The 21,862-nt window shown below is 56.9% G+C and carries 20 protein-coding genes and 1 pseudogene; 5 read left to right on the forward strand and 16 right to left on the reverse strand.

Annotation, left to right across the window (positions count from 1 at the left end):
- The first annotated feature begins 220 nt into the window (after positions 1-220).
- The 4 genes from PH551_RS18925 (at position 221) to PH551_RS18940 (ending at position 6,271) form a co-directional block, all read left to right on the forward strand.
- Positions 221-1,795: a right-handed parallel beta-helix repeat-containing protein gene (locus tag PH551_RS18925; RefSeq protein WP_285194357.1), complete on the forward strand. Its 1,575-nt coding sequence runs from the start codon at positions 221-223 to the stop codon at positions 1,793-1,795.
- A gap of 484 nt (positions 1,796-2,279) precedes the next feature.
- A complete protein-coding gene (locus PH551_RS18930) occupies positions 2,280-4,043 on the forward strand; it encodes a type I secretion system permease/ATPase (protein WP_285194358.1) in 1,764 nt (587 codons plus the stop codon).
- Between the two features lie 15 nt (positions 4,044-4,058).
- A complete protein-coding gene (locus tag PH551_RS18935) occupies positions 4,059-5,366 on the forward strand; it encodes an HlyD family type I secretion periplasmic adaptor subunit (RefSeq protein ID WP_085779117.1) in 1,308 nt (435 codons plus the stop codon).
- Positions 5,367-5,575: 209 nt separating this feature from the next.
- On the forward strand, positions 5,576-6,271 hold the full coding sequence (locus tag PH551_RS18940) for an SGNH/GDSL hydrolase family protein (protein WP_285194377.1): 696 nt from the start codon (positions 5,576-5,578) through the stop codon (positions 6,269-6,271).
- Positions 6,272-6,310: 39 nt separating this feature from the next.
- On the opposite strand, the gene PH551_RS18945 is transcribed toward PH551_RS18940, so the two are convergent.
- From PH551_RS18945 to PH551_RS19015, 15 genes are all read right to left on the reverse strand, one after another.
- Positions 6,311-6,787: a glycosyltransferase gene (locus PH551_RS18945; RefSeq protein ID WP_085779116.1), complete on the reverse strand. Its 477-nt coding sequence runs from the start codon at positions 6,785-6,787 to the stop codon at positions 6,311-6,313.
- Positions 6,784-7,242, reverse strand: coding sequence for a glucuronosyltransferase (locus PH551_RS18950; RefSeq protein ID WP_085779115.1), 459 nt, complete (start codon positions 7,240-7,242; stop codon positions 6,784-6,786). Before PH551_RS18950 ends, PH551_RS18945 begins: the two co-directional genes overlap by 4 nt.
- Positions 7,243-7,353: 111 nt before the next feature.
- Positions 7,354-8,727 (reverse strand): O-antigen ligase family protein, encoded by a 1,374-nt coding sequence (locus tag PH551_RS18955; RefSeq protein WP_085779114.1) that lies wholly within the window; start codon positions 8,725-8,727, stop codon positions 7,354-7,356.
- A gap of 24 nt (positions 8,728-8,751) precedes the next feature.
- Positions 8,752-9,726: a glycosyltransferase family A protein gene (locus tag PH551_RS18960; protein ID WP_085779113.1), complete on the reverse strand. Its 975-nt coding sequence runs from the start codon at positions 9,724-9,726 to the stop codon at positions 8,752-8,754.
- On the reverse strand, positions 9,726-10,607 hold the full coding sequence (locus tag PH551_RS18965; protein ID WP_285194359.1) for a glycosyltransferase family 2 protein: 882 nt from the start codon (positions 10,605-10,607) through the stop codon (positions 9,726-9,728). Before PH551_RS18965 ends, PH551_RS18960 begins: the two co-directional genes overlap by 1 nt.
- A complete protein-coding gene (locus tag PH551_RS18970) occupies positions 10,604-11,581 on the reverse strand; it encodes a glycosyltransferase family 2 protein (protein WP_285194360.1) in 978 nt (325 codons plus the stop codon). The genes PH551_RS18965 and PH551_RS18970 overlap by 4 nt, the downstream gene beginning before the upstream one ends.
- Before the next feature lie 88 nt (positions 11,582-11,669).
- The gene (locus tag PH551_RS18975; protein WP_285194361.1) at positions 11,670-12,638 is read right to left on the reverse strand and encodes a glycosyltransferase; all 969 of its coding nucleotides are present in this window, start codon (positions 12,636-12,638) and stop codon (positions 11,670-11,672) included.
- 171 nt (positions 12,639-12,809) lie between these two features.
- Positions 12,810-13,754 carry a glycosyltransferase family 2 protein gene (locus tag PH551_RS18980; RefSeq protein ID WP_285194362.1) on the reverse strand — a complete coding sequence of 315 codons (945 nt, stop codon included), beginning with the start codon at positions 13,752-13,754 and terminating at the stop codon, positions 12,810-12,812.
- 76 nt (positions 13,755-13,830) lie between these two features.
- On the reverse strand, positions 13,831-14,652 hold the full coding sequence (locus tag PH551_RS18985; protein WP_285194363.1) for a galactosyl transferase: 822 nt from the start codon (positions 14,650-14,652) through the stop codon (positions 13,831-13,833).
- 10 nt (positions 14,653-14,662) lie between these two features.
- Complete coding sequence (locus PH551_RS18990) at positions 14,663-15,694, reverse strand: polysaccharide pyruvyl transferase family protein (protein WP_285194364.1); 1,032 nt, start codon at positions 15,692-15,694, stop codon at positions 14,663-14,665.
- Positions 15,695-15,724: 30 nt separating this feature from the next.
- A complete protein-coding gene (locus tag PH551_RS18995; RefSeq protein ID WP_085779106.1) occupies positions 15,725-17,227 on the reverse strand; it encodes a lipopolysaccharide biosynthesis protein in 1,503 nt (500 codons plus the stop codon).
- Between the two features lie 99 nt (positions 17,228-17,326).
- Entirely contained in the window at positions 17,327-18,229 is a 903-nt protein-coding gene (gene pssM / locus PH551_RS19000) for an exopolysaccharide glucosyl ketal-pyruvate-transferase (protein ID WP_085779105.1), read from the reverse strand.
- On the reverse strand, positions 18,226-18,732 hold the full coding sequence (locus tag PH551_RS19005) for an acyltransferase (RefSeq protein WP_085779104.1): 507 nt from the start codon (positions 18,730-18,732) through the stop codon (positions 18,226-18,228). The genes pssM and PH551_RS19005 overlap by 4 nt, the downstream gene beginning before the upstream one ends.
- Positions 18,732-19,883 carry a glycosyltransferase gene (locus PH551_RS19010; RefSeq protein ID WP_285194365.1) on the reverse strand — a complete coding sequence of 384 codons (1,152 nt, stop codon included), beginning with the start codon at positions 19,881-19,883 and terminating at the stop codon, positions 18,732-18,734. Before PH551_RS19010 ends, PH551_RS19005 begins: the two co-directional genes overlap by 1 nt.
- 32 nt (positions 19,884-19,915) lie before the next feature.
- Positions 19,916-20,989 (reverse strand): endo-1,4-beta-xylanase, encoded by a 1,074-nt coding sequence (locus PH551_RS19015; RefSeq protein WP_285194366.1) that lies wholly within the window; start codon positions 20,987-20,989, stop codon positions 19,916-19,918.
- Between the two features lie 204 nt (positions 20,990-21,193).
- Between PH551_RS19015 and PH551_RS19020 the strand changes: the two are divergent.
- Positions 21,194-21,546 (forward strand): annotated as a pseudogene (locus PH551_RS19020) (hypothetical protein).
- Positions 21,547-21,564: 18 nt separating this feature from the next.
- On the opposite strand, the gene PH551_RS19025 reads toward PH551_RS19020, so the two are convergent.
- Positions 21,565-21,862: integrase core domain-containing protein (locus PH551_RS19025; protein WP_285194367.1), on the reverse strand; the 298-nt coding region annotated here is incomplete at its 5' end.

Below are 21,862 nucleotides of genomic sequence, written 5' to 3' on the forward strand. Positions count from 1 at the left end.
CTCCGATAGGGGAGTTCGCGGTGGTTGTTGTCTTGTTTAAATATACAACCACATTTTGTTCGGGAAGTGTTTTGCAATGCAGCAAATGTTTGTCATCAGCAAATATTAATGATCACTTTCTCAAGAATATCGCGAGATAGAATGCATTTTAGTGTTTCATTTTAGCAGGCGGAGAGAGGTCCGCCATTAAAAGATCTCCTAACATCGAGGGAGATCACGCATGACTGTTTATTATGTGAATTCGGCGACAGGATCCAACAATAACAGCGGAACCAGCGAGAGTTCGGCATTCGCGACGTTATCCGCCGTGGAAGCCTTGAAGCTGAACCCCGGCGACAGCGTGTTGCTTGCTGCCGGAAGCGTCTTTAACGAACAATTCGATCTGAGATATTCCGGGACTGCCAACGCTCCGATCACCATCGGCAGCTATGGCATCGGTGACGCGCCGGTCATTCACAGCAGCAATGACGGGATCCACGGCTCCAAGGCTTCGAACATCATTATCGAGAACATCAAGATCGCCGATACCGGCGCCAACGCGATCTATGCCGGCAATGTTTCAAACTGGATCGTGCGCAATGTCGAAGTGTCGAATACCGGCCTGTCCGGTAAACCTGGTTCGGTCAGCTTCCAGAGCAGCCAGAACATCACCATCGAGAACTGTACGCTGACCGGCGTGCATTCCGACGGGATCTGGATGGATAAGGTCAACGGCGTCACCCTCATCAACAATACCGTCACCAACAGTCTGGGCAGCGCCGCAGACGCGATCCAGCTCAACGACAGCAGCAATATATTGGTCGCGGACAACCACCTTGAGCAGACGGCCACGAATAGCGCCAAGGGTGTTCTGGTGCTGATCCGGGCGACCAATGCCGTGGTCGAGGGCAACACTCTGCTCGGTGGCGGCTTTGGACTGAGCGCGCAGGCGGGTACGAATATCGCCATCCACGACAATGATATCTCAGGATATGGCGGCTATAGCTGGTCTTACGGTATCGGTCTCGGTGACCAAGGCGATGCGAAGAACTACGACATCAGCGGAAACTATCTGCATGACGGCGTCTACGGCGTTTTGGTCAGCGCCGTAGGCAACCCTGGCTATATTCGCGAGAATATCACTGTCCACGACAACGTCTTCGACGAACTTTCCTCGTCCGCATTGAAAGTGGACAAACCGGCATCAGGCTCCTTCTACAACAATATCATCGACAGCGATGTACCGACGCTCACGATGCCGGCGACAATTGCCGCCCAAAACACGTTCTCCATCGGAGAGAACAAAACCCTCGAGCAGGCGCAGGCAGAGTTGGACAGCGCTGTAGGCGGCACGGGCGACAACACCTCGCCGGCTGTCGCCGAGCCTGAAGTGATGCCTCCGCCCACGACCACGGTAACACCTGCTCCCACCACAGATGCAGTCATTCCCAAAATTGTCGCAGTGCATGACACCCTGAAGATTTCGGCCGATACCGGCAGCGGTTATCATGGCAATCTGCTGGAAAACGACAGCGCGAGCAACGGGATCGTATGGCTTCGCCGCTTCGGTGATAGCGCAGTTGACAAGCATGGCCTGACGCTGACCGGAAAATACGGCGTCATCCATGTTGAGAGTGATGGCGATTACACCTACACGGTCGACGCTGCGAAAATCGCGGGTTTGAGCGGAAAAGTTAGCGAGACCTTCCAATACAAGATCTCCGATGGCGCTTCGCATATCGATACCGACAGCTTGAGCGTCTCCATCAACGTCGACGCATTCCACGGCAGTCACGTCTCACAAATGCTGGCTTGAAACTGCAGCGGATCCCGAAGCGTTTCCCGCGCGTGGCGGAAATGCTTCAACTTTCAAGGGTCGCGAAGGTCGTCGCTATCGGCGGACGCTGAAGTCACGCGGTGATTATGGAAATGTTCCACAGGCACTCATAAAAGTTAACTATAGATTGCATTTATAGTTAACATCCTAGTAAATATCGATATAAGTGCGCCACATGTTCGCCGCTTTGAGCCGTTATTGGGCGGATTGCGATTATCTCTTGCTTCGGCCGGTATGATTATCGTAGCGTTAATGTTAGAGCCTCTGAAATTGTTCGTGATAAATTTGTATTTTCGGTCATTTTTCAGTGGCACTCATGAGCTAAGTTATAGGCTGCAAGCGGGGGCGGCACCGGTGCCGGCTCCGAAGGCAGCATGTCAATGATTGGGCTTGATAAGCCCGCAACTGCAATGTGTATCCGCGGCTTCGCCGGGTTAGCGATGCGGTAAGAGAGGATTGCTTCGTGTTTCAAAGTTCGACAGCTGACGTCAATGAACCGTCCAAAGCATTGCGGAAATGCAAAGGGGGCCTGATCTTTATTGGCATAGCAAGCGCACTTATCAACATCCTCTACCTCACAAGTTCATTTTTTATGCTTGAGGTTTATGATCGAGTCATTCCAAGCAAAAGCATACCGACGCTGGCCGCCTTGGCAATACTTGCGTTGACTCTTTATGCTTTCCAGGGCGCGTTCGAAGTTCTCAGGAGCAGAATGCTCGTTCGCGTTGCCGGTGCGCTTGACGAGATGGTGAATGGGCGGGTGTTTCGGGCGTTGATCAAAGCGCCGCTGAAGGTCAAGATTGGCGGCGACGGGCTTCAGCCCCTGCGGGATTTCGATCAGATAAGAACGTTCCTGTCCGGCATGGGCCCGACGGCAATGTTCGATCTGCCCTGGCTCCCTTTCTATCTCGTCATCTGTTTCTTGTTCCATCCGGCTATTGGATATATCGCCATCGGCGGATCGCTCGTTCTCGCCATGCTGACGTTCCTGACCAACCAGGGCACGCGTACGCTCTCCAAGCGGCAATCGGAAGCCGCCAACATGCGCAACGGATTTGCGCAGAGCTCGATCCGCAACTCCGAGGTCATTCATGCCATGGGCATGGCAGGCACGATGGCTGAGATCTGGGATCGCAAAAACGGCGAATACCGGAACATCACCCGGCAGTCATCGGATGTCGGCAATGGTTATGCGACCCTCTCGAAGATTTTCCGTATCGCCCTGCAATCGGGAACGCTGGCAACAGGCGCGATCCTAGTCATTCAAGGTCAAGCCTCTTCAGGTATTATCATCGCCGGTTCCATCCTGACGTCCCGCGCTCTGGCGCCTGTAGAGGCGGCGATTGGAAATTGGCGCGGTTTCGTTTCCGCCCAGCAAAGCTGGGCGCGGCTTGCGAACCTCCTGAAGACAATTCCGGAGATTCCAGCCCCTCTCGCGCTGGCCGCACCTTCCAAGCAGGTGACGGTCGAAGGCGTCGCCAGCGGACCGCCGGCCGGCCAGCGGTTGGTCATCTCCGATATCAGCTTCGGCCTGAGAGCAGGGAGCGCGCTCGGGGTCATCGGCTACAGCGCCTCGGGCAAGTCGTCGCTGGCGCGGGCGATGATAGGCATCTGGCCGACGGTCAGAGGGTCCATTCGTCTGGATGGCGCGGCGCTCGACCAATGGGATGGCGACGCACTTGGCCGGCATATCGGTTATCTTCCACAGGATGTGGAGCTCTTCTCAGGCACGGTCGCGCAGAATATCTGCCGCTTCGCGAAAGAGATGTCGCCGGAAGCGGTGGTTACCGCAGCGAGGGCGGCGCGCGTTCACGACCTCATTCTGCGTCTGCCGAACGGTTACGAGACCGAAATCGGCGAGGGCGGTGCTGCGCTTTCAGCCGGGCAGAGACAGCGTATCGCGCTTGCGAGAGCGCTTTACGGCGAACCATTCCTCGTCGTGCTCGATGAACCGAATTCCAATCTCGATGAGGAAGGCGAGCGGGCGCTGAGTGCTGCGATCATGAGCGTGCGTGCACGTGGCGGCATCGTCGTTGTCATCGCGCATCGTTCCGGCGTTCTGGCAGTGTGCGACTTCGTGCTGATGATGCAGGAGGGCAGGATGATCGCATTCGGTCCTAAGGAAGAAGTTCTGGCGCGGGTCAGCCGGACCGAGGCAGCGCGCACTCCAATTGCCGAGCGCGTGGCTCAGCTTAAGGTCGTGGTCGACGGGAATGCGGCGGAATAGGCCGGAAGGAAGATCGTGAGCAAAGTTATTAGTGAATCCAAACGCTCCCTCAATCGCCATGTGGCGGTTGTCGGCGCGCTGTCCATTGCGTTGGTTTGCGGCATCGGCGGGTGGGCGGCGACGACGGAACTTTCGAGCGCCGTCATCGGCGAAGGCGTCGTTGTCGTCGACGGCGACGTCAAGAAGATCCAGCATCTGACGGGCGGTATCGTCTCGGAACTTCTGGTCTCTGAAAACGAGCATGTGTCGGCCGGACAGGTTTTGATACGGCTTGATGGAACGGCGACAAGAGCACAGCTGTCGATTGTCGAGAGCACGCTTGCTCAGCTTTATGCGCGCCGCGCCCGTCTCAAGGCGGAGCGGGTCGGCGCCGAGTCGTTCGAAGTCGACGAAAACCTCAGCGATCTGACATCCAGCACCGCGGCGCAGCAGCTGCTCGACGGCGAGCGGAAGTTGTTCGACAGCCGCAGGTCAGCGCTGATTGGAATGAAGAGTCAGCTGGCGTCGCGCAAGGATCAATTGGGAGAGCAGATCAAAGGCTTGGTCGTTCAGATCAACGCCACCGGCGATTCCCTTGGTTTGATCGAACAGGAGCTCGAAGCCGTCGATGTTCTCTACAAGAAGGGTCTGGTGACGCTTCAGCGTTTGAATACGCTCAAGCGAGCCCGCGCCGATCTCCAGGGTAACAGCGGTCAGGAAATCGCTGCAAAGGCGGAGGCCGAAGGCAAGGCGATCGAAATCGACCGGCAGTCGATTCAGCTGGATGAGGATCGTCGTTCGGAGATCGCAAAGGACCTGACCGATGTCGAAGCTCAGATCGCCGAGAATGAGGAGCGCCGCGGCACTGCGCTCGATCAACTCCGCCGTCTCGACATCACCGCGCCGCTCAGCGGCCGCGTTCACGAATTGTCGGTGCACACCGTCAATGGCGTTATCGAAGCGGGTCAGACGCTGGGGCTCGTTGTTCCGGAAAACGACGATCTTACCGTCCAGGCGAAAATCGCCACCCGCGATATCGATCAGGTCCATGTCGGCCAATCCGTCGATGTGCGTTTCAGCGCTTTTGATCAGCGCACGACGCCCGATGTGCAGGCGGTGATCACCTCAATTGCGCCTGATATCGTCAAGGATGAGCGGACGGGGATCAGCTATTATCCTGTGCGCGTCAAGCCGGAGGCTCAAAGTATCGCGAAGCTGAAATCGATAAAGCTCTATCCCGGCATGCCGGCCGAAGTCTTTATCAAGATCGGCGACCGCACCGTCATCTCTTATCTCACAAAACCGCTGACCGATCAGATGCAGCACGTATTTCGTGAGGAGTGATTGGCGCTCCTCGGCACCGTTGCGGCGTGTCGAGGCAGCTGCTATCCCCGGTTGGATGTAAGGCTGATTTGCGCACTGAAGCGGGCGTGACTATCTGTGCTTGATGAGTCTCAAGCCTGCTGCAAGTTTGGCTTCAAGGGCCTGCCAGCCGTTCCACAAGGTTCTCCTGCCGGGTGACGTATAGCTCTTGCCGAGATATGGTTTTTGTCATGATATGTTTGCGGCTTTGGCGAGCGGCGCCGACCGAGAGGCGACCGGTATCGGGTCTGGTTCTGCTTTTAGCCTGCCTCGTGATGGTTTTGATGACTGAAAACAGTGATGCCGAGAACCTTCCACCGCTGAAAATAGTGGCTTTCGGAACATCGCTGACAGCGCGCGGGGGATGGCAGCCCGACCTCCAAACAAGGCTTTCTGCCTGCCTGCAGAGATCCGTGAAAGTCGAGAGCGTCGCAAAGAGCGGCGAGACGTCGGAGTGGGCTTTGACCCAGCTGGACCGGGTCGTTGCCGAGCAGCCGGATATTATTCTGATCGAGCTCTACGCCAATGACTCGACATTGCATCGGTTCGTGTCCCTGGCGCAAAGCCGAAAGAATATTGCCGATATTCTCGATCAGCTTCATCAACGCCTGCCGCGGGCACGGATCATTCTCATGGCGATGAATCCATTTTCAGGACTGCGGGGGCTGATCCGTCCTTTTGTCGGTAGCTATATCTCGGCTCATCAGGCGGAGGCACGGAAACGGGGCCTGGAGTTTATCGACCACCGCCCCGTTTGGGAGAGTCTGACCCCTGACGATCTGGCCGCTGCAATTCCTGACGGCGCACATCCGCGACCCGAAGTCGCTTCTAAAATCATTGTGCCCCAACTCGTCCGGCACATAGCCGACCACGATTGCGGAGAATGAATCTCCCCCGCCTGAGGATGTCTGCACCTGTCGACGGGATCAACCTGCTCCGAGATAACCCTTCAAATAGTTGACCAGCGACGTCCGGCCGGCATCGGACACGTCTTGATGAGAGGGGCTCTCCAGGTCCTGGAGGAGATAGTCTTTGAGTTCGTCGTCATTCTGGGCGACATAGATGCCTGGCCGGCCGACAAGCTGGCTGACCGTGGCAAGCTGGTGATCGTTTCGGTGCTCGCCAAGAGCCGCCTTCCGTGGAACGAGAATGATCGGTTTGCCGAAACGTTTCGCCGTGAGGACGGTGCCGATCCCCGCGTGAGAGACGATGACAGTCGCATCGCGGAAGACCCTATCGAAGTCCGCAGGCTCGATATTCTTGATCCATTTCATGTTCTGTGGCGTGTAGGTGCCCTTGCCGATCTGCGCCAGAACCGGCCTAGTCAATCCCTGTGCGAAACTGTCGACAGCCTTGATGAGGCGATCAAAGGGCAGCTGCGTTCCAACGGTGACAAGGATCAAAGGACAGCTCCTGCGTAATGTGGGCCATCCGGCCGCGAAAGATGTTGCCATTGCGTCAGCCAGAGAGTCGCAATATGGCCAGCCAGTTTTCCGGAGAGGGACAGTTTCTCCACATTGGCGACGCTATCGATCCAGATCGTCCGCTTGCCCGTCAACTTGCCGGCAAGCAGGCAGAAAAGCCCAGGTGCTGCACCTGTCGAAATGACAACGTCCGGCCTGTGTTTGATGACAATGGAGAAGGCGCTGAAAAAGCAGCGGATGGACATTGTGATCGAGTCGCGGCTGCAATCGGGAAGCACCAGTCCATCCTTGATGTCGTATTTGGCGAGCAGTCCCGGGATTGTCGTTGCAAAGACGATATCGCAGCCTTCGAATGCGCCGCGCATGGCCATCAGCTGCTCCCAGTGACCGCCGCCGGAGGAGGCGGCGAGGACTTTCAACTTTTTCTCAGCCATAGAGAGACCTCGTATTGAGAATTGCGCTAAAGTGGTCCGCATTGAAGCGGACCGCCGTGTATTGTTTCGATACTCTACATTTCGGGTCGGATACCAGCTCTTAATATGAACTCATACTGCTGGTCTTCGACCAGAATTCGGCATAATCGGTTTTCGTGGCTTGCGCCTGAAGGAACTCGGCGAAGAATCCTTTGGCAAGCACACGACCATAAGCGGCCAAAGCACGACCGGTGCCAACATCAAACCAGCCTCCATCATCGCGCCGATCATGATCATCAGCATGACTGCGACTTCCTTCGCCTGAACTTCGTTTAGCGCGGCGCCCGACGATACCGTCGTTATGCGTTCTCCAAGCCGTTTGAACAAGAATGCAACCCAGGCGATTGTCCCGGGCACGCCAATGTTGAGCGCGAGCTCCAGATAGGTGTTGTGCGTCGATCTCGCATCAAACGTCACACGGACAAACTGTTCCATGATCTCGGGTTGTCGAAACAGAGCGAACCCATATCCGAAAATCGGTTTGTCGTAGACAAGCGGAATCAGTTGCTCCCAGATGTTCGTTCGGCCGGAGAACGTCAAATCCTTGCCGAAGGCATCCGCGATCAGTTGCGCGGCGCCGAGATAGGCCGACGCGCCGACAAAGCCGAGGATAAGACAGAGAAAGAACAGAAAGAACGATCGAACGCCGGAATTTCCGATCTTGAACATCATCTTCAGACCCGCGAGTGTCGCAAGCCCCATTGCCAACATGACGACGGCCGTCGACGATCGCGAGACGGCGATCAACAAAAGCATCAACAACAAAGCGGTCCAGCGCAGCAACGTCCGATATCGAAGCTTGGCGGATGGCAAGCCGATGGAAACCACGACGACGAACGCGACCGCAAAAAATTGCCCCATCGTGTTCTTATGGTAAAAAAGCCCTTTGACCATGCCGGCATAAGAACCGCCCATGATAGCAAAACGCGGGAAGGCGACCGTATACAGGACGTTGGCAAAGGCTGCAAAAATCGCGAAGTTTGTAAGTAGCCTGAATGTCTCGACGCTGCCGTAGCGACGTCGGTAGAGCAGCGGCGCGATTGTCAGCACCGTCACGGCGGCGACACCGCGCGCGGATGCGCCAAAGCTGATCGATAGAGCGAGGGATATGAGCGAAAAGCCAGCCACAACGATGACGAGAACCGGAATCCTTCGAAAATAGGACAGAAACCGGTTTGGCTCCAGGATGAAGTAAACGCCCATCATCGGAATCAGGGAATAGAGCATCAGCTTCTGCGGAAGCGGATCCACAGATATCCCGTCATCGAAGTTCGAGGGATAACCGTACCACATTCCGGTTGCACGCAAGAGCGTGATATAAAGCATGACCGTGAGGAGCCAACGGACCAAGGTTTCTTTCTCGATGCCATGACGTGGTCGCGATCGCGCCGCTTGCCGCGTCAAGCTGATGTTCCCGTTCGGAACGTAAGTAGGGCCGAAACTCATCCGAGAGCGCTCCTGCAAACAGTATCAGAGGGCGGCATTGGGTCTGTATTCCTGGTAGGCATGCCCAAGGATCCCGTTGACCATGCCTGCGCCGCGCAAAACATGAGTGAGCGCCCGCATGCCCCAATAGGGTGAAATCAGAATCGCCGGCAGCATGGCCACCCCGAGCATTACTCTCGTGGCGCCATAGGCCGCGCGATAGAGCCGGCGCTTGAGGTTGCCGTGCAGGACCTCGCTGACGGCGAAAGTGTTGCCAAGCCGGTATTGCCGCTGCAACACCCACTTCCAAGTCATTCGGCTGGCAGGAACGATATCATAGACGAGCGCCTTGTCAGCCCAGAAAACCTGCATGCCACGACGAATTGCCTGATTGAAGAAGAGATAGTCAGTGCCCCCGGTGAAGCGCATTTTCTCCTCGAAACGCAGATTCCATGAGCGGATGAGGGGATAATCGAACATGACATTGTTCGAAGCCGCATAGGAAATGCGCTGACCGTCCTTGTTCTTCTTGCGCTCGAAAACCCTTGCCTTGATGAAATATTCCGGCGGGTTCTCGGGATAGACCGGCTGGACCGGACCGTAGACGCAATCGGCGCGGTTTTTCTCCCGGGTCTCCAGCATCGCATCGAGCCAGCCGTCGACCGGCCATTCGTCATCATCGAGAAAGCAGAAGAGGTCCGTGCCGGCAGGGGCCGAATCGAGCGCGCGGTTGCGCGCAAAGGGTATGCCCTGGTTGGGTTCGACGACATAGATAAGATCATAGGCGCCCGTTTGGCCGAAGCCCTCTACCGTGGCTCTTGCGCTGCCAGCGGCATCATTGTCGACGATCACCATCGTCAGATGATAGGGACGATCCGAATGCTTGGTCTGGCGTGTCATCACGTCGAGCAGCTTGGCGATGCCATCCAGCCGCCGATAGGTCAGCACGCCGACGGCGATGTTCAACGGCGACGCGCCTTGCCGATCAGATGAAGGCGCCAAGGTCTCTTGCTGGTCCATCACTGTCCTCTCCGCAGCATAGCGCCCAAACGCTTGCGCGCGGCCATCAGGGCCACTTCGTTTACGGCGTCATCACCAAACGGACCACCTGCCACCGTGCTTCGAGCTTCGCTCCTCAGCTTCAGGAGCGACGTCGTTTCGGCGATGCCGCCGGCCACCAGGCTCTTGCCGAGCGCATGCAGCCCATCATAGCGACGTGCCAGTTCCAATCCTGTGGCGATCATGATCCGCGGGCGCAGTGTTTTCGCCCTGCTCGTGCCCGTATAGCGGTTCGAAGCATGAATGCGCTGAAAGGTCAGCGGTGTTTCGACGATGGCGCCGCGACCCAGATAGGCGGCCGCAAACTTGATGTAATTGTCGCTGAGGACGACGTCTTTCGCGACGGACATCGGCAGGATCTGGGACAGCAGTTCGCGGCGGAAGGTCAAGCCTGAAGTCGGCACGGGGAGCGAGGGGAAACCGCCTCTGCGCAGAGTGTCCCGCTTGTCGAACAGCGTCACTTGCAGGTCCGCGGGAGGCTGGTCGCCCTCATCGGTCGTGACGCGGTCGAAGCACCAGTCGATCTCGTTGCGGTCGTAGATCTCGGCGACGCGCATGAGTTTGCTGGGCAGAAACGCATCATCGGCGTCGAGGAGAAAAAGGATATCGCCGCTTGCGGCCGCAAAACCGGCATTGAAGCTTGAGGCCTGGCCGCCATTCTCTTTCAATACGGTCAGGATCCGCTCGCCGTATGAAGCAAGGATTTCTCGGGAATCATCAGTGGAGCCATCGTCGACGACGATCACTTCGAAATCCGGATAGGCCTGCGACAGAACACTGTTGATGCAGGGACGCAGATACTGGCCGTAATTGAAATTGTTGATGAGCACCGATAATTTCACCGCACGACCTCCTGCACCAGTCGACCAGAATGATTTCCTGCCGGTGCGTATCGGCGCAGCCCGGCGCGGTAGCCACGCATGTAGTAGTACTTCCAAATGGCCCAGAACCTCTTCTTTGATCGGGGGAAAGGATAAAGAAGCGCCGCCCGAACCGCCCAGTTGGCACTTTCGATCCAGGTCCGCAAGGGCACCCCGCCGATCCTTACACCTTTGGGAATGTCCTCGGCGAAGAGCGCAGGCATTCCATAGCCAAGACGTTCCGCACGTTTCTGGACCCAAGCCTCTGTCACGCTCGAGGCGGGAATCCAATGATGAACGGTGGCCTCAGCGCACCGATATGTCTTCACGCCGTTTCGGGATAGGCGGGTAACAATTTCCGTATCCTCTCCCATCGCGAAAAGACCTCCTGGAAGAGGCCCGATGTCCTCGCGGAACCGTATAGTGCTGCCAAGCAGTTCACGACGCACGGTCGTGTTCGGACCCCAAATTTTTGTCGGGTCGCACGAGCCGCTCGATTCCTGGTCCGCTATGGCGAAGGTTGATCCCATGGGAATCCAATCCAACAGCGGATCTCCATGAGGATAATGCTCCCAATTTGGAAGAATCCGACCGCCGATAACGCCATAATCCGGATTCGCCTCTGCGCACGCCGCAATCGAACTCAACCAATTCGCATCCGCCTCGATATCGTCGTCCGTAAAAACGATCAACGCTCCTCGAGCTATCGCCAGAGCGGCGTTCATAGCTCCTGATTTTCCTGGCCGGGCATGATTGACAACAACCATTGGAAGCTTCTCCGCATATCGATCGAGAAGCTGCTGTGTTCCGTCTTCACTGTTGTTGTTGACGGCAATCAGTTCCCATTGTTCAGCCGGAAGGTTTTGGCCCAGCATCGAATCCAGCATCTGCTGAAGCCGTCTAGTAGCGCCGTTGAAGGACGAAAAGATGACACTAATTTTTAAATCCGTCGTCAAACCCGCTCGCCTCCTGAGGTGCGAAAATCCGGCCCCCTGCCTCCGCAGTTGGAGCGCTTCCTGTTGATGCCGTGGTTTAGGACTGACATCATTTAGCGCCAACCTGAGAATAGATCGCCTTATTCGTCGCAGACCGCTGCTTCAGAAATTGGCGCAGGATTCCCTGTCTCACCGACTGCGCCCACAGCAATTTGAAGCGAGGGCCGCTTAAGGGGAATCGCTTGATGATGACACTGGCCGGCGCCATCAGAAGCCATTTCAGGGCGCTGACGACCGGCATACCGGCGATTTTCGTTTTGCTCTCGAACAGGTCCGGCCGAACGATAACCAGACCCATGCCATAACGTTCGCCGCGTCGCAGAATCCAGCCTTCTTTCACATAGCCCTTCCTTACAATGTGCCGAACGCCGGGATGCCGCGAATGAAACGCCTTGGCTCCATTCTTCTCCAACCGCAGGGCAAAAGCCGTATCCTCACCCATGGGGAACTGAGCGATAGTGGCATCCGGGCCGAGGCCGTCGTGTACGATATAACCAGTCCCCAATATGGAACGGCGGAAGGCGGAATTCGGTCCTGAGATTAATGCCGCCGAAATCGGACCCTCGGGAAGATCGCCATTGAGAGCATAAAGAATTCCCAGGTGCCCATACTTGATCAACCACGGTGCCGGCTTTTCCTCCCATTCGGGCGTGATCAAGCCCCCGAAAATGGAAAACTGAGGTTGCTCCTCCGCCAAGATCAGAAACTGCTCGATCCAATCCGGCGCGGGGATGACATCGTCATCAGTTAAAATGACGAGTTCCCCCTCCAGGTGGCGGAAGCCCAAAGTCAATGCATGTTGCTTGCCTTGTTTTGGCTCGAAATAAACTTCCAGCGGAAGCCGCTCCTTATAGGAATTCAGGACTGCTGCAGTGTTGTCGCTGCTGTTGTTATCGACCGCGACGATTTTCCATTCTTTTTTCGGTATGGTGGCAGCGCAGAGTGCGTCAAGCATCGTTGGCAGGGTCTTCTCTCCATTGTAAGTCGAGAAAAGTATTGTTACCTTGACTTTGCTCATTTGCTGCTCCGGACCCCATTTCGGTCGGATCGCCTCACAGTACGGCTTCAGCTCACGCCTTGCCGGTGACTTGGGCCTCCGATAGAACGCTGTCGATGCGTGGACGCAAATACTGCCAAAAATGACTGATGGGCACTGATAGTCTCAAATTCCTGCCTCCTGGGCAATCGATCACTGTACCACCGTTTGAGACACGTACCGGCGAATTCCGGCGCGATAGCCACGCATGTAGTAATATTTCCAGATCGCCCAGAAACGTTTCTTCGATTGCGGCAGGAGATAGAGCATTGCTGCCCGGAAAGCCCATTGCGCGCTTTCGATCCAGGTCGGAAGCGGAACTCCGCTTAACCTCAGCCCTCCAGGTACCTCGTCGGGAAAGAGCGCCGGCATGCCGTAGCCAAGCCGCTCCCCTCTTTTCTGTACCCAATCCTCCGTCACGCTCGACGCTGGAATCCAGTGATGGACGACGGCCTCGGCGCATCGATAGGATTTGGCGCCATTGGCTGCCAAGCGAATGACGATCTCGGCATCTTCACCCATGGCAAATATCTTTCCGGGAAGGGGACCTATATCCTCTCGGTAGCGCACGCTTGTTCCGAGCAGTTCTCGTCTGACGATTGTGTTCGGACCCCAGACTTTTGTCGGGTCACAGGGCCCGCTTTGTGTTTCGTCGACGATCGCAAAGGTGGAACCCATCGGAATCCACTGGATAAATCGGTCTTTTGGCTCTTTCTCCCAATCAGGAACAATTCTGCCGCCGAAGATGCCATAACTCGGATGGGCTGCGGCGCAGTCGACGATTGCTTTCAGCCAGTTTGGTTCGGCGCGGACATCGTCATCCGTAAAGACGATGAGATCCCCCTTAACCCGGTCCAGGGCCATGTTCAGCGCACCGGACTTTCCTGGCTTGTGCTGTTGGAGGATGGTGATGGGAAGTTTGTCGCAATAGGATTTCAAAAGATCAAACGTGCGGTCATTGCTGTTGTTGTCAACAGCAATCAGTTCCCACTGATCGTGGGGAAGCTCCTGGCGCACCAGGGAGTCCAGAGTATGGCGCAGCCGGCGGCTGGCGCCGTTGTAAGATGAAAAGAGCACGCTGACGAGAAGATTCGCCATCTTTAACCAACCCTTTTGGTGAAATCGAACGAGAAAAGCCTCATAATTTAGTTGCCTTCGCTATGTGCATCGGAGTCTATGCAGGATTCGACCGCGCCCCGCCGAAAAATTCGCGCCGATAACCCTGGCCGAGAACCCTCAGCCTGCGAAAATTGCGCAACAAGCGTCGCGGCTTCAGAAGCACGCCGCGATTGAGAAAATACTGCCGCATCAGACTCGGCGCCCGACTATGCGATCCGCCATGGGCGACCCGGTAGACCGCCCCGCGAAAGGGGAGTTTGGCGAGCGGCGCTCCGCGTTGGGCGAGAATATCTGCAATGCGCACATGGCTGCCGAGCATCGACTTGATCCAGTCAAGCGAAGCGTCCTCGAACCGCTGCGGCAATTCATAAAGATCGGCGCGAATGATCAGCGACGTCCCGCAGAGATGGCTGAAGTCATCATGACCAAGCAGGAAATTACCGCCGTCGTCCCAGATGTAACCATGGTCAATCGTCCAGCCGTTGGCGTTCTGATTTTCCGCAGCATGCTGGACGATACGGGAGCTAACGAAATCATCATCGTCGACAATCATGAAGAAACGGCTGTCGGCGGCGGCCAGCATCCCGCTCAGTACGCGCCGGCCCTTGTCGGCGCGGAACGCATCAAGGAAGTCTTCCTTGCTGCCTTTGCCGAGTTCATGCATGTCGTTAGGGGGAAAGGTCACGCGAACGGCGGAAAATTTCTCCGGCAGATCAGGTAGATCGGCGCCTTCGTTGGCTACGATGATGCCGCGCCAATCTCCATTGGTCTGATTGGAAATGGAGGCCACGGTCTGGCCGAGATTTGCCTTCAGCTTGCTCCAATCGCGCGCGTTGTCCTGATGTCGGACCGGGATGATGAAGGTGACAAGTGGCATCGAATTCCCCTTAAGCCCGCAGGCCCACAGCTTCTTTCTCAGCGGCGCGGTCCTGGCCAGCCTGCTGACGCGCCCACTCGATCCCGTCTTCGAGCGATGTCGCCTTATAGGAAAGGTCGGTTCCGCCGGAGAATGCATTCATGAAGCGGCGGATCTTTCCATAGCTGTTGTCCAGTACCGCATGCGGACGGCCGAGCAGCAGCGAGCAGATATGGACGTGCAGGCGATCGGTCACAATCGCGCGGGCACGGGAGATCTGGCTGATGCCGCGCTCGAAGCGGTTATGAGCCGCAGCGTCCAGTCGGCGCAAGGCAACTTCGCTCGGCTTCAATGCGAAATAAGCCGAAGCTACGCCCAGTTTCTTGGCGATATTTACCTTACGCTTCGATTCGGTGATCCAGTCTTCCACAGGAATATCGGAAGGAATCTTGCGATCACCGCCGCCAACCCGTTCCGCATCCTCGCGCAACATGGCGAGGACGGGGATCTGCGTTGCCCTTTCCGGCAGCGGACCGATGGCGAAAGCCATGTCCGGGCATAGCCGCACGGTGCAGTCAAAGTGCTTCTCGGAAAACTCCTTCGATTCTTCGTCGCGCACCAGCAGCACGAAATTCTTGTGGCGCCCGATGGCCCGCTTCGACTGCTCGATGCGCTCAGCCGAACTGTAGTGGATCGACTGCGGAAACTGGATGATCTGCCGATCCGGGAAACGTTCCATGATCATCTCGCGGAAATCCTGGTGGGCGACCCAGATATCGCCGAAATTGCCGCCGCCGTGAATGAAGATCGGGCCTGTGGGAACCCGCCGTTTCAGTTCTTCGACGGAGAAGTCGTGAAGCCTGGAAACATAGTCCGGACGCTTGCCGAAGCGATCACGGAGATAGGCCATCTCACCCAGCCAGATCGCCGAGTCGCCGCAATTGCGAATGTCAGGAAAATCGAGAATCGCAAGCGGTTCATCGCGCGAGACATAGTCCTTCAGGCAATCATGGATCATGCCGTTGAGTTTTGCGATCAGCTCCGATCTGGATTGGCTGGTCATTCTGCCTCTCTTGTTGGTGTTCGTTTAACTTCAGGCCGACTTAGGTACGGCAATACGTTTTGCTTTTGACAGGAACTTGACAATGATGCGGTGGACTTCGGTTTCCGGGCCGTTGGGCTTCTTCATAGCGACCCAAAGAACAAAGCTCGATCCGAGATAAATGATGCCGCCCGTAATGACGAGGAAGGCAAGATACACGGCCAAGTGCAGCTTGTCGGCAGGCATGCTGACCATATGCGACAATCCCCACACGCCGGCCGCCATCAAGGCGACGCTGGCAAGCGCGCGGAAGTTCGCTGCGAGCTGCTGGAAGAACGGCAGATTGATCAGGCGCTTGACCAGAAGCATGTTGACCACGGTGGAAATCAGACCCGTCAACACGCGCGCATAGACCACGCCCGGCAGCCCGTACAGCATCAGACCGGCGATGATAATCGGAATGCGGACCACCAGCATTTGCGTGTCGCGGATGAACAGCATCTTGGTATGGCCCTTCGCCATGCCGAGCGGCTGAACGAGCGAACCCAGCGTTTGCAAGGCGAAGACCGATGCTAGCGCCTGGACGATGAAGATTGCCGGGACCCACTTCTCACCCAAGGCAAGCCTCATCATCGGCTCGGCCACCACGGCCATACCGATCCCGGCCGGGAGCGCCACGGCCGCCAGCAGCGCCTGGGCACGCTGATAAGCTGCGATCAGCCGGATCGGATCATTGCGGACTTTCGAAAAGCCTGGATAAATCGTCTGGTTCAAGGGCGCCGTGGCTTCGCGCGTCGGCAGCGTCGAAAGGGTGTTGCCGACAGTATAGTGGCCAAGCTGCGTGGCGCCCAGCATCTTGCCGATCAGCAGATATTCGATCCGCCAGTTCAGCGTGTTGACGATCTGACCGGCCGTCAGCCACACCGAGAACGAAAACAATTCGCGCGCGTGCCGAAAGGTGATGCGCGGCCAGAACGGCAGGACGGTGTAGGAAACGATGATATTGGTCACCTGATAGGCGAGGGTGCCGATCACGAGCGCCCAATAGCTATGATAGACGGCCGCAATTCCCACCGTGACGATAAATCCGACCAGCTTTTGCGAGACGTTGAGGACGAATTCCTGCCAGAAGATCAGATCGCGCTGGAGCATGACGCGGCGCGGATTGGCGAGCCCGCTCAGGAGCAGGCTGAAACTCAAGGCAAGCATCACGCTCGTCAGCCGCGGCTCGTTATAGAATTCGGCGATTGGATAGGACGCGGCGGCAAACAGCAGCGCCAATATCGCGCTTCTCGTCACGCTCAAGGTCCAGACCGCGCTGAAGTGCGTTTCGCTTGGCGACTCGTGGCGGATAAGCGCCTGATTGAGGGAGAGTTCGGTGACCGAACTCAGGATCACCTGGATCGTCGTTGCAATGGCGACGAGACCGAAATCGGCCGGCACCAGATACCAGGCAAGCACGAAGGTGCTGAGCGCCGAGAGCCCGTTGACGATGGCGCGGGACAAACTCAGCCACATGCTGCCCTGAATCAGCCGGTCGGTAACACTGCTCATGGGCGAACGGCTCCTGAGGTCGATAACATTGACCATTTCAGCAAGTCGGTATCGGCGGAATTAGAAAGCATCATGCCTTATTGCCTCGTCACGGGATCATCAAAGGGCGCTGGCCGTCTTGTTGGAAAAATCCTGTTTCAGCCGATCCAGCTGGACCAGCATTTTTTCGTGCGCCCTCACGATAGCCTCGTCGGAGCTGAGCTGTCCCGGCTTTTCGGCCACCCGCTGCAGCGTCTTGACAGTCGAGCCGAAGACAAAGTTGCCGGTCAGTTGCCGGATGCGGCGGTGACGGAACGTTATGTTCTTCAACAGATATGTGTTTTTGCGCACCAAAGCTGCGCCTGCTTCGACGAGGTTGGACGGGCCGATCGGGTCGAAATCGATCTCCAGATCGAGCGCACTCGCCCAGTCGTACCACTTGGCGCGATTGCCCGGCGCAATCGGCCGGATCGCGCGCCAAGGAACGCGCAGCGCATCGGAGATGATGCAGCCATGCATTGCCTCGGAAACGACCTTGTGCGATGCGCTGAGTTCGGTCAGAACCTTTTCCACCGACCAGCGCGGATCGATATAATGGATGCCGGCAAGGTCGCAGACCTTGTCCCAGCTGCCGTACATGGCGCTTTCGTAGTGCGGCATGAAAGAGACGGGGTAGCGCTTCTCAACGCTTTTTGCATCCCAGCAACTGCGCGTCAGGATGCCCGAATCGCCGATGGCGTAGCTCGGATCGATGCCGAGGGCCTCGGCGGTCTTTTTTCCGCGCACGAAATAGAAGGTCCAGTTACCGTCGACCTTCGGCGCGTTGGTGTAACCGCCATAACCCGAGCCGAAGACGATCTTCTGTATGTTCGGGTCGAAATTGTCGTAGAGGATGGACCCGATGCCGAGAAAGAGCTGGCTTTCATCGTCGTCGAAGAAGCCGGGCAGCAGACGTTCCCAGAGCCAATGGTTCAGCTCGTCGCCAAAATTTTCATGTTTCCCGCGATAGGCAAACATCTTCATCGTGCTTCTCCAGTCGGCAAGTGCGTCACGAGCTGCGTGACGGTTTCGTCCTCGCGGGCCATGCGTCCGTAACGCGAAATGATCTTGATGTCGCTGCGGATTATCTTTGCCGGGTTGCCGGCCACGAGCGATCGCGGCGGCACGCTCTTGGTCACCACCGAGCCGGAGCCGATGACGCATTCGTCGCCGATCTCCACGCCGGGCAGGATGATGCTGCGGGCGCCGATGAAGCAGCGTTTGCCGATTCTGGTGTGAAGATAGAGCCCGCGTGTCAGGTCGTGGGTCAGGATCGCCGCCTCAAAGGCGACATAGGTTTCGGCGCCGATATGCAGTCCCTTCGGGTTGGTCTTGTCGAAGCGCACGCTCAACGAAAAGCTGGCAGTCGGATCGATGTCCATACCCCAGAATTTCGTGTAATAGAGCCATTTGGCCTTTACGATCCCGTTCCGCAGCGGCCGAAATACGTTCAGTCCCCACTTCGGCTTCTTTCCTGTATGCACCATCAAGTCCGACCCCGGCTGGCAAATTCGTCTAGAACGGAACTGTAATAGTCCTCTAGCATCCCCGTTTGACGACGTATGTCGAAACGCTCGGCCACCAAAAGCGGTGCCCGCGCGCTGAAGGCTGTCCACCGGGCCTGGTCGTTGAGCAGCTTTCCAACCGCTTCCGCCATGCCCGCGACATCCCGCTCCTCCACGAGATAACCAGTTTTCCCCTCTTCGATCGCTTCGCCCACGCCTCCCGAGCGGAATGCGACGACCGGAGTACCGACGGCTTCGGCCTCCAGATTGGCGAGGCCGAAGGCTTCCGCGTGACCATTGTCGAGGGTCACGCTGCCATGAAGATAGAGTTCCGCACTGGCGAGCAGATCCCTTATCTCTGTCTGCGACAGATTTTCATGGATCGTGACGCTTGGCAAGGAACGACGCGCCATGGCTTCGATTTCCTCCTTCAGTGGTCCCTGTCCGACCATGACGAATTCAACCGGGGTGCCGGCGGCCGCCACGCGTGAGAGCGCGTCGATCATGAAGCGGTGGCCCTTATAGTCGACGAAACGGGCAATGGAAACCACCAACCCCTTTTTTCGTGGACGCGGTTCCATTTTGAAGAGATCGAGATCGATACCGATGTGATGGCGAAAGACGCGGTCGGCGCGGAAACCGAGCGCCAGCAACCGCTCCCGGATAAAATCGGAAACGGCGATGTTCCAGCTGTTCCAGCCGGCCATCTCGCTCCGGCCCTTGGCGAAGAAACGCACCTGATTGAAGCCGCCCGGTTTTTTCGGATCGCCGCGATAGGTGGCGTCAAAGCCGTGAAATGTCGTGACGAGCGGTTTGCCGGCGGCGCGCGCGAGCGGACCGATGACATAGCCGTTCTTGCCGAAATGGGCATGGACAAGATCGGCTTGGCTGATCGCGGGAAAGAGAAAAGGCAGGCCGACCTGCGGGATTTTCAGAAGCAGTTCACCGGCCCGCGCAACGGGAGACCGACGAATGTCATGAACCGGGACAGTCGATTTTTTCGTATGGGCGGAAGAGATTCGCGAACCGGCAAGAATTTCAGCTTCGAAGGAACGAAATGCCACGGCCTGATTGAGAACAAATGCCTGGCTGGCAGGCAAGAATTTTTCCACATAAATAACGGCTTTTCTCATGAATCTGTTCGCGTCTCCACTGTCTTTGGCGATCACATTGCCTCTATTGCCCGCTTGATGCCGTCAATCGAACTTCTCGGATCGTTGTTATCGTCGTAAAGATTAACGCGCTTCGTGCATGCCGCGCCGGGGTTGGTGTCCTTCTCGTCAAGCCCGCCATATCTCTCCGACATGCCCCAAACGGTGGCGCCTTTCAAGTCACCACGCTCGGCTGCGACGGTGATCACGTCACCGAAAATCTCCGCATAGGAGACCGGCGTGGAACTCTTGTCGCGATTGAGGAAATGGCAGGACGCATCGAGTTCGGTGATAAAAACCCCGATACCCATATCCTTCAGCGTTGCACAGAATCGGCCCATTCCCTCCGGATCGATCCGATCGAGACCGGGGCGGAAATGCGATTGCAGCCCGACGGCGCCGATCGGCGTCTTTCTGGCGACGAGATCCTCGACAATTTTCAGGATGCGTGCACGCTTCTGTTCGAACACGTCGGATTTTTTCTCCAGGTGCGTCTCATTGAGAACCAGCATCGCGTCGGGATTGGCTTCGTGTGCCATGTCGAAGCTCATGCGGATATAGTCGTCGCCAAGAAGGCGTCGGAAAACGCAGTCCCGCAGATCCGGCACATCATATTCCAACGGCTCGTTCACCACATCCCACGCATCGATCGACGCCTTATAGCGACCGACAACCTGTTTTATATGACGGTTCATCGCCGCCCGAATGGTCTCAGCATCGGTGATGGCGGACACCCAGTCGGGCGTGCGATACCAGACAAGCGTGTGTCCATAAACCCGCATGTTGTTTTTGCGCGCAAACGCAACGATTTGATCGGCAGGGCCGAAGGAAAAGGCGCCTGGCATCTTTTCCGTTGCCTTCCACTTCAGCTGGTTTCGCGGCGTTATCGAATTGACGTTATCGATGTATATCTGCGACGCAATCGGACTGCCGACATCCGCCGGGTCGATCGCCGAACCGAATCGAAACGATTTTCTGTCGGCAAGGGCGCGCAGCCCCGCGGACGGCGGCACCTGCGCCAAAGCCTGACCCGCGCGCGCGTATAACAGGGCGAGCGGAACGGAGGCGAGGAAGCGTCTTCTATTCATTCTTTCTCTCACTGTTGGCTGTGTTTAACGTCTTCGGCGGAATCGAAGGGCCAAACTTGCGGATTACGATCCATCGCGGCTTCGACCTTAATTAATAGATCGGTACAAATTCCGACGTATTTTCAGCGGCGTTGATAACGACGGCAATTTCTAGATTTCTTTGCATAAGCCAAGATATTGAGCCGCTGCGGGAGAGAGCTCGCTATGGAAGATTGGCTTAACTATCTGATGAGCTATGCCGCTTTTTTTATGGCGACTGTTCGCAGCGGCGTATTCCTTCTTGATGATCGTCAGTTCGCGGCGTTTGCTCTCGGCGTTGTCGGCATCATTCTCCTCCTCTTCGGCGCGCTCGTCAGAACCTCGTTGCGATGCGTCAATCGGCACACGTCGTTCGCTCGCTCAACGACGAACTTGCGCAAGCTACTCAGGACCTCAATGTGGAGCGTCTCTGGCGTCTGGCCGGTGGTGAAGGGGCCGAACGGCCAGGTCCAGACAGCTTGACGGAGCTTTACAGGATCCTGTCCCGGCATCACGGTGATGCAAGTCGCATTGCCTGAGGTGCGCTGCATGCGGCTCTAGATGTGGAGCCTCAACAGGTTGTCCTGGGTAAGAGCGAGCCTAGTGATTGGTGGTTTTGAGTTTAGACTTCCGTGAGGCCTGTGCCAATTGTAGCGATGAAGCCATCGTGGCAGTTCGGCGGCGCGCATGTCCGAGTTGGGATAGGCGACGGCGTAGGCCCACTCTCTGAGGGCGGTCTGGATGAAGCGTTCGGCCTTTCCGTTGGTTTTAGGCGTATATGGTCTGGTGCGAACGTGCTTGAGGCCGTTGTCGCGACAAGCTTGGCCGAATGGCTTTGATGTGTAGCAGGGACCA

The sequence above is a fragment of the Rhizobium atlanticum genome, assembly GCF_030182485.1.
In the GTDB taxonomy this organism is placed as follows: domain Bacteria; phylum Pseudomonadota; class Alphaproteobacteria; order Rhizobiales; family Rhizobiaceae; genus Rhizobium.